11 protein-coding genes are annotated in these 17,385 nt (G+C 47.0%); 6 read left to right on the top strand and 5 right to left on the bottom strand.

Translation table 11 applies throughout. The annotated features are described in order from the left end of the window. Nucleotides 1-15: 15 nt before the first annotated feature. From A7K91_RS11845 to A7K91_RS11835, 3 genes are all read right to left on the bottom strand, one after another. Complete coding sequence (locus A7K91_RS11845; protein ID WP_068682903.1) at nucleotides 16-1,896, bottom strand: M56 family metallopeptidase; 1,881 nt, start codon at nucleotides 1,894-1,896, stop codon at nucleotides 16-18. Continuing rightward, complete coding sequence (locus tag A7K91_RS11840; RefSeq protein WP_082967404.1) at nucleotides 1,889-2,260, bottom strand: BlaI/MecI/CopY family transcriptional regulator; 372 nt, start codon at nucleotides 2,258-2,260, stop codon at nucleotides 1,889-1,891. The genes A7K91_RS11845 and A7K91_RS11840 overlap by 8 nt, the downstream gene beginning before the upstream one ends. 135 nt (nucleotides 2,261-2,395) lie before the next feature. Then, nucleotides 2,396-2,896, bottom strand: a complete 501-nt coding sequence (locus A7K91_RS11835; RefSeq protein ID WP_068682901.1) for a MarR family winged helix-turn-helix transcriptional regulator — start codon at nucleotides 2,894-2,896, stop codon at nucleotides 2,396-2,398. 97 nt (nucleotides 2,897-2,993) lie between these two features. Here A7K91_RS11835 and A7K91_RS11830 point away from each other — a divergent pair, with 97 nt between their 5' ends. The 6 genes from A7K91_RS11830 to A7K91_RS11805 all read left to right on the top strand — a co-directional run bounded on the left by A7K91_RS11830 (nucleotide 2,994) and on the right by A7K91_RS11805 (nucleotide 8,341). Beyond that, complete coding sequence (locus A7K91_RS11830; protein WP_211274522.1) at nucleotides 2,994-3,863, top strand: hypothetical protein; 870 nt, start codon at nucleotides 2,994-2,996, stop codon at nucleotides 3,861-3,863. Between the two features lie 159 nt (nucleotides 3,864-4,022). After that, a complete protein-coding gene (locus A7K91_RS11825) occupies nucleotides 4,023-4,727 on the top strand; it encodes a lantibiotic protection ABC transporter ATP-binding protein (protein WP_068682899.1) in 705 nt (234 codons plus the stop codon). Next, complete coding sequence (locus A7K91_RS11820) at nucleotides 4,728-5,462, top strand: lantibiotic immunity ABC transporter MutE/EpiE family permease subunit (RefSeq protein WP_068682897.1); 735 nt, start codon at nucleotides 4,728-4,730, stop codon at nucleotides 5,460-5,462. Continuing rightward, nucleotides 5,455-6,207, top strand: coding sequence for a lantibiotic immunity ABC transporter MutG family permease subunit (locus tag A7K91_RS11815; protein WP_068682895.1), 753 nt, complete (start codon nucleotides 5,455-5,457; stop codon nucleotides 6,205-6,207). The genes A7K91_RS11820 and A7K91_RS11815 overlap by 8 nt, the downstream gene beginning before the upstream one ends. A gap of 35 nt (nucleotides 6,208-6,242) precedes the next feature. Further along, entirely contained in the window at nucleotides 6,243-6,902 is a 660-nt protein-coding gene (locus A7K91_RS11810; RefSeq protein WP_068682893.1) for a response regulator transcription factor, read from the top strand. Then, a complete protein-coding gene (locus tag A7K91_RS11805; protein ID WP_068682891.1) occupies nucleotides 6,893-8,341 on the top strand; it encodes a HAMP domain-containing sensor histidine kinase in 1,449 nt (482 codons plus the stop codon). Before A7K91_RS11810 ends, A7K91_RS11805 begins: the two co-directional genes overlap by 10 nt. Before the next feature lie 98 nt (nucleotides 8,342-8,439). On the opposite strand, the gene A7K91_RS11800 is transcribed toward A7K91_RS11805, so the two are convergent. Together A7K91_RS11800 and A7K91_RS11795 are read right to left on the bottom strand one after the other, a co-directional pair. Next, nucleotides 8,440-9,219, bottom strand: a complete 780-nt coding sequence (locus tag A7K91_RS11800) for a class B sortase (RefSeq protein WP_068682889.1) — start codon at nucleotides 9,217-9,219, stop codon at nucleotides 8,440-8,442. Between the two features lie 19 nt (nucleotides 9,220-9,238). Continuing rightward, entirely contained in the window at nucleotides 9,239-16,918 is a 7,680-nt protein-coding gene (locus A7K91_RS11795; RefSeq protein WP_245697455.1) for a DUF7601 domain-containing protein, read from the bottom strand. Between the last annotated feature and the right edge of the window lie 467 nt (nucleotides 16,919-17,385).

The following is a 17,385-nucleotide window of genomic DNA, read 5'->3' as shown; positions in this document are numbered from 1 at the left end:
ATAAGCGGGGATTTGCTATCGGAGAATGACTGGAAGGAAGTCATTTGAAGGCTGCCGGGTTTCCTCTTCCCCGCTTTTATACGTAAAAATCTCGACCTTCGCCTTATCCTCCCCTTCTCCGCTTGCCACAATCTTATAAGATCGGTTCGCACTGCTTTCCCCAGGTACAAAGATAGATCGTGTACCGCTTTGTGCTAAGGGATTCCAGTAAGCTACACGACCGGTTGCCTCGTCTATGACGGCCAGACTAATGGTTGGCGATCTATCCGTCGTTTCTTTGACATCCATGGCCAAGGTTTCTCCACTTTTAATAACAAAGACTTTTCCAAGCTGAACCCCTTCAGAGCCGTCCGTCATCCGGTCAAGTACAGATCTGGGAAGCTTCGCGCTGCCATTGAAAACATCCGTAATTTTAGCTTTCTTGTCATAGGCCGTTAGCAGTTTGTGACCGGTGATATCGCCGTTTTGCATATTAGATAGCAAGAATGTAAATTGTTCTGGAGGCAATATTTCATTAATTACATAAACTCCGCGTTGGATAAGCTCGTCAATAAACGCAGCATGATCATAAGCAAACCTCTTGTTCTCGTACTCCAATTCAAATTCAATTTGGTTCGTAATCATTTTCTTAATGACGCTGTCGTTCTTATAGGCTGCTGCCTTTTCACCAAAAGCGACCGTTACCGTCCGATTCTGAATCGACAATGTGGTTTGGGTCAGGGCTGCTACGCCTGAGTTGGTTTTGTCCTGCCACTGAATACCCACCTTGTAGTAAGGGGCTGTGGTGTTAAAAGAATCCACCTTCAACCCATTCTCATCAATATACAGACCTGCAGGATAAACACCCACTGAGGCATTCCCCAGTGCGGATTGCACATTATCTTCTAACGTTTTGTCTGTATTGTAATAGGTCTTGATTCCGCCGCTGTACTCCGTAATCGGTTGAGGTGCCTTCGCAAATACCAAGGATGATGAGAAAAGAGCTACGGCAGCAATCATTACGGCGGTCACGATGCCGACAAGTGTCTGGCCTCTGCCAGTACTCCGGCTCAAAATAAGCTTGAATCTTCGATATAGTTGTTTCTTAGGCTGAGCCAGGCCGCTGTTGAAGGCTGGAGACGACTGGGAAGCAAAGTGTAAAATCATTTCGCTGTATCGCTTCCTGTCCGTGGAGTTCATCGATTTGGACAAAGCCTCATCCACGGAGTATTCACAGGCTTCGCTTATATTGGCCAGAGCCAGATAAGAAATCGGATTAAACCAATGCAGGCAGTTCACGATCACGGCAATCAACTTGAGCCACGCATCTTTTTGCTTGTGATGAATCAATTCATGCTTTAACGCTAACTGATAATCCTCCATACTCATGTGCTTCAAGGGAAATACAATTTGAGGCTTAAAGAACCCGATAAGCATAGGCGAATGCACATGTTGGCTGGCCATCACATTCAAGCCTTCCGCATGATCAATCCGCATACCTTGAAGCGCCTTGCGCTTGAATCGAAAGTAACCTAAGAAATAAAAGCTCAGCATGACGACAAAACCGACGACCCAGATCCCGATAATCCAGGCTTCTGCAGATCCAGCTGGAGAATGAACAGCTCCTGGCGTCGCGAGCCCTTCAGCGGAAGAAACGGCCAGCTCTTGCACTTTCGTCTCTGCGGCAGCAGCCGTACTTCCGTTAAAGGAAGCTGCACCGGATTCCTGAATGAAGGACTGGGGATAAAGGGCAGGCACATTGAATTGAAGCGGCACCAGGAACAGCAGCAGGACCGACAGACTGACATAATAGTACCAGCGTCCGCCGCATTTTGCGGCAAGCTTTGTTTTAAGAAGTATGAGACACAGGCTGGCGATGCTGCCGGCCAGGGTGGTCATTAGCAGCCATTTAATCATGGAAATCAGTCTCTCGGTTAATAAATTCACGGAGCTCTTCAATATCCTTTTTAGTCAGGTTCTCGTCTTGGAACAAGGCACTGATCAGGCTTTTGGCAGAGCCGTTATGAATCGAACGTACAAAGCTCTGCGTTTGCATTTTTTGGTATTCAGCTTCGCTTATGGCCGCCCAATACTCATGAGCATGTGATCGTCCGAGCTTGATGGAATTCAGAGCGCCTTTGTCAATCAGTCTTCCGGCCAGAGTGAGCAGCGTTGTAATTTTTTTATCGGGCAGCTTCTCCGCGATTTCCTTGGTGGTCATCCTTGAACCGTTTTCCCATACGACCTGCATAATCTCCATTTCCGCCTTGGTAATTTGCATAGAATCAACTCTCCCTTCTTTCGTTTCTACAATATGTTTTTTATTTTACACCTTGTAGAATGAAAGGTCAATATATCCAATTTTCTTTGTTATTTAGCACATAGTCCAGTATTACCAGCGCTGTATTCAAGCGTATTACAGAGGTTTTTCGCAATATGCGGAGGCATCCGTCTCCTCCCGCTCCACTCCGGAATACAACTTGGTAATGAGCTGATAAAACAGATGAATTTCTTCATCCGAATAATCACTGAATATGCCATTTAATTTTTCCGTATGCAGGGCAAAAACTTTATCCGAATAGCTGACAGCCTTTTGCGTTAAGGAAAGTGACGTATTTTTTTTATTGCCTGCTTCATGGCTGATGGTAATAAAGCCTTTTTCCTCAAGCGCTGCAGCCAGCTTTTTTACATTTTGCCTGGAAGAGCCCAATAAATGCCCCAAATGAGTAAATGTCGTAACCTCATCCGAATGCTTTATCATCATCACCAGCATAAATTGCTTCAGCGTAAGCGCCTCGTCCGTTTTATCAAATATGGTTTGCAGACGATTTTGCAAAATGGATATGCTGGAAAAAATGCCCCTTATCTCGTTTTCCCTTTTTCCTGCAAATGCCTCAATCATGTGATCGATTTCCATAACCAACCTCCCTGTGTCTTCTTCGTTAGTTGCATTATAGTAACTAGTTGCTATAATGTAAATGAGTAACTAGTTACCAAAAGAAAGGGATACAGCTATGACTATAAAAAGAATAACAACCATCATTGTTGGCTCAATCGTCCTGTTAGCGGCAATCACAGCTTTATATGGAGTGTTTTCCAATCAATCCATTAACGAGCATCAGGTTGTTCAGTCGATTTTTGGCGAGTCTGTTCAATTGTACGGAAAAGGCTTGTATCATAATGAATCCGTCTCAATGGCTTCACAGGTAATCGCCCAGGAGATCGTCACGTTAGCGGTTGTTGTCCCCTTTTTGCTATATTCTCTGCTCCTTGCCAATCAAGGAAAACGAAAAGGCGAAGTGCTGCTGGCGGGCACATTGGCTTATTGTCTCTATATGTATGCAACGTATTGCTTTGTCGCCGTGTACAATCCTTTTTTCCTGGTTTATGTTGTATTAATGTCATTGTCTTTTTTTGGCTTTATTATTACGATGTATGGACTTATCTCAAAAAGGGACACCCTCCATTTCTCCAAGCTTCCAAACAAATATATCGGCTATTCCACTGTTGCATTAGGCTCCATCATATTGCTTATGTGGCTGGGCCGATTAATTCCCCCTCTGCTGCAAGGAAGCACGCCAAGCGACCTGGAGCATTACACGACCTTTCCAATCCAGGCGCTTGATCTTGGCATTGTAGTCCCGCTTGCCATCATTGGGGGAATCGCTTTTGCCCGCAAAAAGAACTTAGGTTATCTGCTGGTGCCTGTTATTACGATCAAAGGAATTGCCATGCTGCTGGCCATCGACGCTATGATTGCTTCCATGCTGATAAACGGGATTTCTATTGACGTTGTAGAGATGTTTGTTTTCCCACTGTTTACCGCGCTCTTTTGCTTCAACTTAGTTGTTGTCATGAAAAATCTGCAGGAGCAAAAAATATAAAATGAATTATTGAACATACCCCTTAACAAAAGCGATATAGAAATCGGAGCCGGACCCTTTTATTGTCAAAGGGATTTCGGCTTTTTTGCTTTCATCTTAAAGGAATCTTCAAACTTAGCTGTTACTCTACCATCATCACGATACAAGAAGGGACTTTTGATGATGGATATGATTCTTCAAACAACCAATCTGTGCAAAAGCTTTAAAGGGCAGCTTGCGGTTAATAACGTATCTCTTCACATTCGGAGAAACGCAGTATACGGCCTTTTAGGTCCAAACGGCGCCGGCAAATCGACGATTCTAAAAATAATTGCCGGGATGATCCAGCCTACCTCCGGCAGCATTGAATTTAACGGACATACATGGAAACGCAGCGACCTGGCGGACATTGGTGCCTTAATAGAAAGACCGCCGCTTTATGATCATTTAACAGCCTATGAAAATTTGAAGGTCCGAACACTGGCTTTAGGCTTGCCCAAGCAGCGCATCCAAGAGGTGCTGGATATAGTGCAGCTTAAAAACACAGGAAAAAAACGAGCCGGACACTTCTCCTTAGGGATGAAGCAAAGATTGGGAATCGCCCTGGCTTTGCTATCGCAGCCAAAATTGCTTATTTTGGACGAACCAACAAACGGGTTGGACCCAATCGGTATTCAGGACCTGCGAAAGCTGATCAAATCGTTTCCCGAAAGGGGAATAACCGTTATTTTATCCAGTCATATTTTATCCGAGGTTGAACAAATTGCCGATCATATCGGCATTATCGCCTCTGGATATTTAGGCTATGAAAATGAAATACAGCCGGGTACCGATTTGGAGAGTACTTTTATGGAAGTGGTCGGCACGTACAGGGAGGTTAACTAGATGATGATTGGAATTATACGATCCGAGCTGTTGAAAATGCGCCACACCTTTTCTTTAAAGCTGGTGTTTTTGGCGCCGGTTATAACGGTTTTAATAGGGTATGTATTAAGCCCGCACGACTTCCAATATTCTGCTTACAATTGGTGGTACACGATGCTTCTTCCCATTATTGTTGCAATGTGGTCGGCTAATACGGTTATTCAGGAAAAAAACACCGCTATGCAAAACATAGTTTGCTTGCCGGTCAAATCGCAGAAGCTATGGATGGGCAAAATAGCCGCTCTTTCTGTCCTGCTTCTTTTTTCAAATATGCTCTTATGGTGTATAGCTTCATTGGTTGGCGGCATTACAGCCGCAAGCCTTCCGCTTATGGACAGCTTTATAGGCTGCTTGCTGCTAGTGCTCACTTATTTATGGCAATTGCCTGCTATAGCTTGGTTAGCCCATAAATCGGGATATTTGTTTGCCGTATTGGCGTCATCTGCCGCAACGATCATTTTGTCGGCTGTCAGCGCTACAAAGCCCTGGTTTATGTTGAATCCATTCGGCATTCCGGCTCGCGTCGTTACGCCTTTTTTTAACATGCACCCTAACGGCATTCCTTTAGAAAACGGCTCTCACCTGCTAGATACCGGGATAGTTTTGCCGGCTATCGGCATCAGCTTATCGCTTGCCGCCGCTCTTATTTGGGGATGTTCAAAATGGATCGGCAGCGGAGGCCCATCCCATGCTTAATTATGTCCGTTATTTAAAAAGCGACCTTTACAAGCTTTATCATTCCAGCTTTTTTGTTATTCATCTGTTGATTCCAACATCTGGAGTCGCTATGCTGTTACTGTTTGCGGTAATTTCCAACAGCGATACTCCCGCCAAGCTGGCTGCCTTTTGTCAGTTTATAGCTATCGCTTTTCCTTTTATTATCAGTATGGTTTGTTTTATGCTGGTTGAGCAAGAGGCCAAAGCCGGCCACTTTCAAAACATCCTTTGTCTGCCGGGCAGAAAAGCCGTCCTTTTATCCAAATTAACCATTTTACTGGCTTCCGGCCTTTTCTCTGTGCTGTTGACCAGTACATCCTTTAGTATCTTGTTCCCTCTCGTTAGCGAAGCAGCGGAAATCCCGATTGGATTTTATACGTTGATCCCGTTGGTTTTGTGGGGAAGCCATCTTTTCCTTTATTGCTTTCACCTTTTGATCGCATTCCGTTTTGGAAAAAACGTGGGAATAGGGCTAGGCGGGTTAGGAAGCCTGCTGGCGGCGCTGCTTTATACGGGGTTGGGCTCGGGGCTTTGGTTTGTTGTTCCTTATGGGTGGGGGATACATTTTTCGATGTATGCACTTCAAAGCCTGCTGGGAGTTATCCCTTCTGATCTAGCAGAATTTCGATTGGGCTTTGTTTTTTCCGCTCTGTTTACTTGTGCAATAATCGTAACACTTCCCGTATGGTTCTCAAGATACAATGGCAATAGAGCATCTGATTAGGGCAGGCGCATATGAAATTGAAGGGGGAGTTACGAATGGCCCATATCCTGGTTGTTGATGACGAAAAACCAATGCTGCAGCTTGTCAAAAAAGTGCTGGAAAAAGATAACCACCTCGTTACCGTACAATGGGATGCGGAGGCTGTTGCGGCCATGGATTTTTCAAAATACGACTTGATTTTGCTGGACATTATGATGCCTAAACTAGATGGCTTTAAGCTATGCAAGCAAATACGGGGAGGCGTGGATTGCCCTATCATTTTCTTGACCGCAAAAACGCAAGAAAAGGATATTGTTCAAGGCTTGGGCTTTGGCGCGGATGATTATATTACGAAGCCATTTGGAACAAGCGAGCTGTGTGCAAGGGTGAATGCCCATTTGCGGCGCGACGTCAGAGAAAAAACAAACGCTTTTATGTGCTCCGGCGTTATTTTTCATATCGGTGCCAGGGAAGCCGAGGTGCAATCCGCCAAAATCCCTTTTACCAAAAGCGAATACGATATATGCGAATATCTTGCTTTACACCGCGGGCAAACGTTCAGCCGGGAGCAAATGTATGAAGCGGTTTTTGGCTTTGATGGAGAAAGCGATGCTTCCGTCATTTCGACTCATATCAAAAATATTCGTTCCAAGCTATCCGTCTTTGATCTGACAACAATTGAAACCGTTTGGGGCGTGGGGTATAAATGGGTGTAACAAAGCTTCGTTCCATATTTATGAGATTTATTTTGTTCCTTATTGCCGGAGCCGGCTTCATTGTTGTGCTCAATTTAGGACTTTATCTATATGGAGTAGATACAGGCCATATTTATCCGTTACATAAAATGACTGCCGAAATGGAACAGGCCAAAAGCAAGCTGCAAACGGTGAACGAGATTACGGATGATATCATCCCTTCGTTCAGTAAATATGCCCTGTATACAAAGGAAGGCGAATATATACGCGGCTCTGTGAAGGCTAAGGATGCCCCATCCATATGGGAGCGAGCCGTCCAAAATAAACAAATAAGCAGCAGCTCCTTTCTATATACGGTCATAAACCGGGATCAGGAGGTAGTGGTGCTAAAATATCTGATGACCGCTCAATTTCATAATCCGGTTGTTCAGCGCTTCATTCCATCTGCAGATTTATTTGTCATCCTTGTAGCCTTATTAGAATTATTAATACTGCTGCTTTGTGTCTCTTATTCATTTGGCAGCTATTTTAAGAAAAGGATGGATACATTGCTGACCGTTGTTCAAAAGGTCGAGCATCAGGATTTGGACTTTGAAATAAAAAAAACGAAGTTATTTGAAATCGACCAGCTGCTTGATGCGCTGGAGCAGATGAGACAAGCCTTAAAAAAATCGTTAAGCGAGCAATGGCAAGCCGATAAAATGCGGCAGGAGCAAATTTCCGCCTTGGCTCATGATTTGAAAACGCCATTAACTATCATTCGAGGAAATGCAGAATTGTTGTCCGATACAGAGCTATCTGATGAGCAAAGGGAATACGCCGACTACATTGGAGGCAGCTCCATTCAGGTCCAAACGTATATTCAGACATTAATGGAGGTCGCAAGGTCATGGGACAGCTATCCCCTGCAATTTTCTCCAACCAGCCTGGAGCCATTTTTGGCCGAGCTTGAAAATCAGGCAAAAGGGTTATGTTTTGTTCAGCATATTAACCTGGAATGGGAGTGCCAGCATCAATCCTTGCGGATCGATATAGATCGGCATTTGCTCATGCGCGCGCTTGTCAATGTGGTCGCCAATGCGGTTGAGCATACACCCGCCGGAGGAACCATTGCCATTAACGTTGATGAGCAGGATAATAAGCTGTTGTTTATTATTACGGATACCGGTAACGGCTTTTCGGATGAAGCCTTGAAATACGGGGCGGAGCCCTTTTTTATGGGCGATAGCAGCCGCCACTCCAAATCCCATTTTGGCATAGGACTATTCGTAGCCCATTCGGCTTGCCAAAAGCATGGTGGAGAGTTGATATTGGAAAATCGTTCTGGTGGCGAATGCGACGGGGTTAGTGAGAGCAGCGTGTATGGCAATGGTGGCAGCAAAAGTGGTGGAGGTAGGGTCACTTTGGTTGTTCCTGTTTATAAAAGATCATTAATTAATAGAATTAATGAAATTTCTTAAACTCCTTAATCTCATTAAGCACCTCTAATTAAGGGTGAAAAAAAGAGCCGAAACCCGGAGGAAACTGGGTTTTTGGCTCTTTTGAATTTATTTCTACGTTATTTCAGCCTGCGGGCGATTACCGCTAAACGACCATTTTGAGTCGAGTACTCGCATGTAGACAAAATCATAAGCGTATCGCCAAATTGAGCCGTTACGCCCGTGTCGTATAGAGCAAGCTGCTTAATGTTTTGAACATATGAATCGAACTCTTCGGGTGTACTTACATTCTCAATCTGATAGTATTTAAAAACATCGTCCGATTTACGATAAACTTGTGAAAGAATAACGGCAATAATTTCATATTCCTGCTTTTCGTACAGCGTGCTGAACTGGAACGTTGTATGCTCTTTATAAAAGCTTTCCTTTTTATACTTCATTAAGTCTTTAAACATCCAGCCGCTTTTCATGTGGTGTCCATGAATCAGCGAGATGTCCGTTCCGTTGGTTCGGCTATGCTCGTCTAAAAATGGGAGGCCGCTTTGATTTTCCAATTTATCGAAATCATGATTGAGATAATAATCCGCATCCTGTAAGTTCTGCATGACCGGATATTCGATCCGGGTGCCTTCCACCTTTAGCCAGCCAACGATGTCCGAGTTTCTCTCGTAAAGCTCTCGGAATTCTGGAAGCATAACCGGCTCTTTCGGCTTGTCGGTCAAAAGAGAAGGGGATGCATTCCCTTCTCCTTTATCCAACTCTTCCTTTAAGGTGATTCCCAGCTCTTCGATTTTCTGCCGCTCGTCATAATCCCTAAGAAATATTCTCGTCAGATTGGCTAGCGAAAATACCAGCATAAGGAAGGAAACAGCGATAAGAATTTTTTTGCTTTTACTCATTTTCTTACCGCCCTTCACATTATTGACTAAGCTTTTTCTTCTTGTTGCTGAGGAGACAAAGCCCTATCGTTAATAAGGACGCCAGCGCCAAAATCATATAGCGGATGGGCGATGCATCGTTATCTCCGGTTTTTGGAACATTGTCAAGCTCGCTGCCGACATTGCCAGCTCCGTCAGTACCGCCTGAGCCGTTAGTGGAGCTATTGTCGGTTTCACCGCTACCGCTGCTGGTTTCGCTGCTACCGTTGTCGGTTTCGCCGCTTCCGTTGTCGGTTTCACCGCTTCCGTTGTCGGTTTCACCGCTTCCGTTGTCGGTTTCACCGCTTCCGTTGCCGGTTTCACCGCTTCCGTTGTCGGTTTCACCGCTTCCGTTGTCGGTTTCACCGCTTCCGTTGTCGGTTTCACCGCTACCGTTGTCGGTTCCGCCGCTACCGTTGTCGGTTCCGCTGCTACCGTTGTCGGTTCCGCTGCTACCGTTGTCGGTTCCATCGCTTCCGTTGTCAGTTCCACCGCTTCCGTTGTCGGTTCCGCCGCCGCTTCCGTTGTCAGTTCCGCCGCCTGAACGGATCGGCTTCATTGGCACGTCATATCTTACGATGTCGAAGTCGACCGAAATCGTTTGACTTCTGTGCGTCTCGTAGCCTTCCTTCGTTACGATCAAATAGTAGTCCGCCTCAGGATATACCATGTACGCATAGAATCCGTTCGCATCGCTATCCTGCTCCGGGCTCTTATTGTCATGCGGCGGGAAGTTGTGAACCGCAGGAAGCGTTACTTTCGTATCTGGCGTGCGACCGTTATCTCTGTTCCGCTGCGTATCCGCATAATACAGCGTAACCTTCGCTCCAGTGATTTTTGTGCCGGTAACGGCATCTCCTGTTGTTTCATCATAAACCGTGCCGTAAGGGTCGACCAATTCCTCCGAAATATTCAGCTCTCCATTAGCTTTTACGTCCAATTGCGCCACTTTCAGGAGCAGCTCTTCGCCCGTATCGGCTTGATAGCGAACTTCCATCGTGTAGTTTTGCTCGCTCAGCCCCTCCACGGAAAAAGTCCCGTTCGCAGCCATCGGAAACGCCTTAGGATGGCCATTTTCCTTCAGGTAATTGCCGTCCTTATCCTTCAAATAAATACGCATATGGCTGGTGAACGAATGGTCGAATAGCTCCGTTGCTCCATTTGGCTGTTTGAACATCACGATGCCTACCGCCGTAATATCTGCCGGAACGGTTTCGTCCGTCACACTGCCGGCCACATTTGCTTTTTGCGTGAACTCAACTGGAACCTCGGTTCCGCCTATCTGATACCGCTTTGTATACGTGATCGTATAGCCGGTACCTGCTGCGGCCGGAAGAGAATATTCACCCTTCTCGTTCGTCACCGCCTGTGTTTGCTGGCCTGTCTTCAGATCAGTCACTGTAATCGGTGCATTCGGAATGGCCTCTCCCGTATTGTTGTCACGCAGCACGCCTTCCAGATAGGGGCGAGTGTTGACAAAGTGTGCCTCAGCCGCTATATTTTCCGGAACCGTACCCGTAGAGACAAAACTTTCAGGCTCCGTCACATAGCCATCCGTCGTATAATCCTCCTGTGTAACCTTATACTGAAGATACGTCGGCAGTCCTTGCACAACGAAGGTTTCGCCATCTGCAAGCTCAAAGCTCTCTCCGCTCTTGATCATGCCCGTGCTGCCATCTGACTTCTCATAGACGTAAGATCCGTCCGATCCCTCGCCTGTAAAAACAACCGTGTACGTAAACAGCTTCTGCTTGTCATCAGCTTTACCTTTAACCGTGTTGCTGATGAGCAGTCCGCCCTTTATGACCCGGGTGTTCGTAAACGGGATAACCTCATCCTCGCCTTTTATCACTCCGGTGCCCTTAAGCTCCTGTGGAAACGTCACGTATCCATCGGCTGTGTAGTCTGTTTGAACGACTGTATAGTTCAGATGCTCCGGCAGATTCAAAATAGTTAACGTTTCTCCGTCCTTGAGCCTGAAGCTATCGCCGGACTTAATGAAGCCCGTGCTGCCATCCGACTTCTCGTATACATAGCTTTCGTCTTTGCCTGCATCCTCGAAGCTGACGGTATACTGGAACTCCCTAGACTTATCTCCGCCGTTGCCCATAACCTTATTGCTGATGGTCAGATTGCCCAGCTTAGGCAGAGGCTTCATTGGCACGTCATATCTTACGATGTCGAAGTCAACCGAAATCGTTTGGCTTCTGTGCGTCTCGTAGCCTTCCTTCGTTACGATCAAATAGTAGTCCGCCTCAGGATATACCATGTACGCATAGAATCCATTCGCATCGCTATCCTGCTCCGGGCTCTTATTGTCATGGGGCGGGAAATTGTGAACCGCAGGAAGCGTTACTTTCGTATCCGGCGTGCGACCGTTATCTCTGTTCCGCTGCGTATCTGCATAATACAGAGTAACCTTTGCTCCAGTGATTTTTGTGCCGGTAACAGCATCTCCTGTTGTTTCATCATAAACCGTACCGTAAGGGTCGACCAATTCCTCCGAAATATTCAGCTCTCCGTTAGCTTTTATGTCCAATTGCGCCACTTTCAGGAGCAGCTCTTCGCCCGTATCAGCTTGATAGCGAACTTCCATTGTGTAGTTTTGCTCGCTCAGCTCCTCCACGGAAAAAGTTCCGTTCGCAGCCATCGGAAACGCCTTGGGATGGCCATTTTCCTTCAGGTAATTGCCGTCCTTATCCTTCAAATAAATACGCATATGGCTGGTAAACGATTGGTCGAATAGCTCCGTTGCTCCATTTGGCTGTTTGAGCATCACGATGCCTACCGCCGTAATATCTGCCGGAACGGTTTCGTCCGTCACGCTGCCGGCCACATTTGCTTTTTGCGTGAACTCAACAGGAACCTCGGTTCCACCTATCTGATACCGCTTTGTATACGTGATCGTATAGCCGGTACCTGCTGCGGCCGGAAGAGAATATTCACCCTTCTCGTTCGTCACCGCCTGTGTTTGCTGGCCTGTCTTCAGATCAGTCACTGTAATCGGTGCATTCGGAATGGCTTCTCCCGTATTGTTGTCACGCAGCACGCCTTCCAGATAGGGGCGAGTATTGACAAAGTGCGCCTCCGCCACGATATTCTCCGGAACCGTACCTGTGGAGACAAGACTTACAGGCTCCGTCACATAGCCATCCGTCGTATAATCCTCCTGCGTAACCTTATACTGAAGATACGTCGGCAGTCCTTGCACAACGAAGGTTTCGCCATCTGCAAGCTCGAAGCTTTCTCCGCTCTTGATCATGCCCGCGCTGCCATCCGACTTCTCATAGACGTAAGAGCCATCCGATCCCTCGCCTGTAAAAACAACCGTGTACGTAAACAGCTTCTGCTTGTCGTCAGCTTTACCTTTAACCGTGTTGCTGATGAGCAGTCCGCCCTTTATGACCCGTATGTTTGTGAACGGAACACTTTCATCTTGGCCTTGCATAATTCCGGTGCCGTACCGTTCCTGCGGAGACGTCACGTATCCGTCGGTTGTGTAGTCCGTTTGGGTAACGGTATATTGCAATTGCTTAGGCAGATCCAGAATATCCAGCGTATCTCCGTCCTTGAGCCTGAAGGTGTCGCCGGACTTGATCGTACCCGTGCTTCCGTCCGACTTCTCGTATACATAGCTTTTGTCCTTGCCCGCATCCTCAAAGCTGACGGTATACTCAAAATCCTTCGACTTATCGCCGCCATTGCCCATAACAAGATTACTAATGGTCAGCTTGCTGACGATTCGTTCATTAATAAAGTCCGCCTTGTGATCGCCTTTATTCTCGATCGTGCCGGATAATTCTCTCGTCTCCGGCGTGGTCGTATAACCGTCAACCGTCGTATAATCGGCTTCGGTTACGGTATAGACCAGATCTCTGGGCAATGCCGGAATCGTTACGGACTCCTCATGCTTCAAGGTAATCTTGTCACCGCTCTTAATCATGCCGAATGTATTGTCCGGCTTCCTATAGACGTATTCTCCGTCCTTGCCTTCGCCAGTAAAGGTCACTGTGAATTCAAAATATTTAAGAACATCGCCGCCGTTGCCTTCAACTTTATTGCTGATGGTCAGCTTTCCTTGCGCCGGCGTAGGCACAATCAGAGGGTCGTCGGAGGTTACTTTTACGCCATCAACCCAGATAGGCTTCCCGGGCGTATTCCCGACGTATACCTGATAAATCCTTGTGGTTGGCAACCATGTTGTTGTATCAATATACGTTTCCTTCAGCTCGTAATACCCCGGGTCCGGGAACAACAGATTAAGCCTTCCGCCATTGCCCGTTGTTCCTTTGGCGATTTCAGTACCGTTGTCCTTTTTGAAGAGCGTAAACACTACGCCATTCAACGGATTGCCATCGGGATCTACCTTTTTCATGGGCAGAAGGGCATTGGAGGTTGAACTGCCGGCGACGTCGGAGCTATCCAGCGTGCTTTCACTTCTGGCGCTGACGGATTTCAGCTTGTCATCGCCCTCCAGCTTGATCACATTGCCCATTTTGTCACCGGGCTTTGCTATCGTTGGATCGACCTCGGTTTGGTATACAAACTGATAAAACTTGTTTGGATCGGTCATTTTGAAGGTTAGCACCGTCGTGCCATTGTCACCCGGCACTGCTTCTACCTGAACTTCGGCATTCGGGTCGCTCAGATCCAATGCCGCGCCAACTCGCTGCAGCGCGCCGCTTGGCGTAAGCTCGGCAGGATACACGGCCATGCTAGGCGTCGTAAGCACAAGCTTTCCGTTTACTTCATAGCGCGGATTCATGCCTGCGCCCAGGGTGTCCTGCAAATAAACGCCTTGCTCCATATTAAATGGCGGCGTATAATTCACTGTCCATTCCAGAACGCCTGGCACCGGCTTGGTCACCGATTTGCCCAAGGTCTGTATAGGCACGATGATTCTGCGTTGCTCGGTGTGAACCATTTCCTCTCCGCCCCATGTCATATGAAGGTCGGCCTTGTTACTCAGCACCTGTTTGTCCGTGCCGTTAGTCGTATATTCCTCCAAATATTTCTCTAATGCTGCATTGGATGGTCTAGCCTTTACTAAAATGACATAAGGGCTTTCCAATTTGGAGAAGGTGAAGGTTCCTACGTTTCCGCTATGGGAGAAGCTTACTACATGGGCATTCGAGCCTGGTTCTATGATCGTTTTGACGTCGTTTTTAACGCCGTATTCGGTACCCGAGCTATTATCCGAGTAGCCTTTCCAAAGCTCAAAGTATTTGTCCTCGGAAAACGGAACGAATTCCCAGCCTTCCGGCAGCGTATCCACTAGCTTGATATTGCTTATAACTCGGCTTCCGCCATCCTTGGCCATTTCGTCCGTGTTGTACCCCGGCATATTCACCCCTAGACGGAAGGTAACCGTTTTGGTTGTCCTGTCATAGCCAGCAATCGTCCATGCTTCGTTGCTATCATTTCTAATATAGCTGCCGGGATGATTGGGAGTCACACTTTCGAATGTGCCATCCTCTTTCAATGGCCTTGATGCAAAAAGCATATCCTTGTTCAGCATACGGAGATGAAGATTAACGGAGTTTTGCGCCGTTTTGACGCTTGCTCCCTCAATCAGCACAGCCCGGTTCCAGTGTGTTTTTCCAGCGCCAGCATCCTGCCTAAAGAGAATATCCGGCCTGGTCTCAAGCGAACGGAAGCTGAAGGATGCAGCGGTGTCGGTGTACCCGGTCGCTTTGATCAAATCCGCTACGACTTCGCCGTTCACCGTCAAAGGAATGACCTTCAAGGTTAAGCCGCTTGCGCTCTTTAGGGAACCCTGGTGATATTGCTTCCAAAGCTGGGCTGTATTAATGCCCCCCTTGATTTTCGCAATTGTGTCCGCGCTAACCTCGCCGGTTTCATCCACGGCGTTGTTCAGGACATTCAAATCCCCGCCGTGTACCAGTACATCATATACCGCTGCATTCGGCAGGGCATATTGCGGCGTTAGATTAACGGTCCACGTGATGCCGCCCAGATTATAATCCTCCATCGTAATCGCGCCTGCTTTTGTAAACGTATGCGCACCGATCGTGATGATTGCTTCGTCAGTTACAGTAGCAGGTCTTAAACCTGTTGTTACATCATTATTCTGAATGCCATCCGGAGTGTCCAGATTCCAGTTGGCACGCGGGTCGATTCTAAAGCTGGAGCCGCTTGTTACCTTACTCTTAATCACTAATTCTACTTTGCCGTTAATAGCCCCAAAAGAATAAACGCCGTTTAAATCCGGAGTGATTTCCGTTACGTCAGATACAACGCCATTTTCCCATGTTTGCCACTCGGCAGATAGAAACTCCAGCCCAGCAGGCAATACATTAGTAATCGAAAGGTCCTTTAAACCTTTTTTGTTATATTGGTTTACAACAACTCTCCAAGAGATGGTTTCATTGGGATGGTCATAAGAACCGGAGGCTTGAATCCAGTCGGGCGCAATCCACGATTCCCTTACCGCACTGGCCTTTACATCAGCGCTCGAATCCCTCAGTTCGACTTTTGGATCAAAACGTTGCCCGCCATCCCGACCGGGATCGATGGCCACATTACGATACTCTTTATAGAACATATCCTTATGAAACCAAGCTTGATACGTAACCTTTGGCTCAACCCCCGTTCCCGCCGGGAAAACGTAGCTGAGACCGCCGTCTGCATCAATGTCCGGGTCTGCCTTAGTGCCGTTTACCTCGAAGGACCCAGGTACATAGACCATACGATAATCGGAAGGCTTCGTATAAAACGTCATCCCGTCGAGCGTCAGCTTGATTTTTTCATCAAGCACGTCAAAAGACGATGGAGTAGACTCGATAGTCAAATAACCATCCTGATAACCCGGGACGGTGACATACCACCAGGTCCAGCTTCCATTCTTCGGCCAGTTGTTCCCTGCCAGGTTAATTCGGTATCCCGGCGTAACATCCGGATTCTTCAGCTCGTAAGCTCCTCCGAAAATCGAGATGGCCTTTGTTTCACCATACGCCATTCCCGTTACATCTGCATCGGCAGTCGTTTCAAAGGTGAAGCTGACACCTCGTCCAACCCCATTGAAAAAGTTATCATCGCCGTTAAATACAATCCTGATACTATTAGGAGTGAAATAGACGGTACCGAGCTGTCTTGTGCCTGAATCCGTTAGTGCATTCAGGGGTCTAGCAGCTGTCGGCAGGACCACTTCCTTGAAGTAGTCGTCTCTTTTTAGCTCAATCCAGTCTCCCTTTTGGATGTAACTTTCAGGATCTGCATTAGTTGGGTCCGTATCATCGCCATTCACAGGTACCTTAAGATCTGCCGATTTGAGAGTAAACGGCTGTCTCCCCTGAATCGTACCGCCTGTATGAACAATGGCGCTTCCCTGTGTCACTTCCAAGGGAAAGGCTGAATTAGCCCCCATAAATACCGCGGTTTTGTCCGTCGGACCTACCGCCATTAATTGAAAATTGTTCAGCGTGTCGGGTTCGTTCGCCACTTCCGTTTCGGGGTCGTTTTGCACACTCTCCGCATCGGACTCAGAAAAAACCTCTTCCTCATTCGGCAAGTCTGCTTCAATGACCGTTTCCGTTTCGGATTCGTGTGGGACGCTCTCCGCGAATGCGGCAGCAGGGAGCATCACCGTCTGCAAGACAAGCAGAAGCGCCAAAAATAATGGCAGCAACACTTTGCTCACATTGCTATTTCGTTTCGACACCAAAGTCTCCTCCATTCCACTACATCTGCGCTCTAGTTTGTTGACAGTAGGATGATCCTTCGGTATAACGCCTCACGCGAATAACCCCATGCTGTTTGCCCGGCAGCTATGTAAACCATCGGAAACTCAAAAAAACAAGCAGAAATGGTGCACGCCAGGTACGCAAAAGGGGATCTGTCCTTCGTATTTCCTCCTCCTTTCTCTTCAGGAATCTTCGTCATAATGCATACCAAAATGGAATAATGCACCAATTGTCAATGCGCATCCACAATTATACTAGGCCAATCTGTACAAAAAATAGACATGGCTCGCCATAGTGCCTTGGGCATAAAAAAACTCCCTTTTATTTGCGGAAATAAGCAAATAAAAGGGAGTATTTTTGAACATCTATTTGTTGAAGGTAAATTGGAAAATCCATCATGCCAATGTCAGAAACCTTATAAGTCAAGGTTTCGGTTCATTAGTAA

It is taken from the genome of Paenibacillus oryzae, assembly GCF_001675045.1.
Lineage (GTDB): Bacteria > Bacillota > Bacilli > Paenibacillales > Paenibacillaceae > Pristimantibacillus > Pristimantibacillus oryzae.
This window is presented reverse-complemented; position numbering and strand designations above follow the sequence as displayed.

Bases quoted from the DNA above. Each gene is read 5' to 3' on its own strand.
- A7K91_RS11845 (WP_068682903.1), bottom strand. From the start codon at position 1,896: ATGATTAAATGGCTGCTAATGACCACCCTGGCCGGCAGCATCGCCAGC.
- A7K91_RS11840 (WP_082967404.1), bottom strand. From the start codon at position 2,260: ATGCAAATTACCAAGGCGGAAATGGAGATTATGCAGGTCGTATGGGAA.
- A7K91_RS11835 (WP_068682901.1), bottom strand. From the start codon at position 2,896: ATGGAAATCGATCACATGATTGAGGCATTTGCAGGAAAAAGGGAAAAC.
- A7K91_RS11830 (WP_211274522.1), top strand. From the start codon at position 2,994: ATGACTATAAAAAGAATAACAACCATCATTGTTGGCTCAATCGTCCTG.
- A7K91_RS11825 (WP_068682899.1), top strand. From the start codon at position 4,023: ATGATGGATATGATTCTTCAAACAACCAATCTGTGCAAAAGCTTTAAA.
- A7K91_RS11820 (WP_068682897.1), top strand. From the start codon at position 4,728: ATGATGATTGGAATTATACGATCCGAGCTGTTGAAAATGCGCCACACC.
- A7K91_RS11815 (WP_068682895.1), top strand. From the start codon at position 5,455: ATGCTTAATTATGTCCGTTATTTAAAAAGCGACCTTTACAAGCTTTAT.
- A7K91_RS11810 (WP_068682893.1), top strand. From the start codon at position 6,243: ATGGCCCATATCCTGGTTGTTGATGACGAAAAACCAATGCTGCAGCTT.
- A7K91_RS11805 (WP_068682891.1), top strand. From the start codon at position 6,893: ATGGGTGTAACAAAGCTTCGTTCCATATTTATGAGATTTATTTTGTTC.
- A7K91_RS11800 (WP_068682889.1), bottom strand. From the start codon at position 9,219: ATGAGTAAAAGCAAAAAAATTCTTATCGCTGTTTCCTTCCTTATGCTG.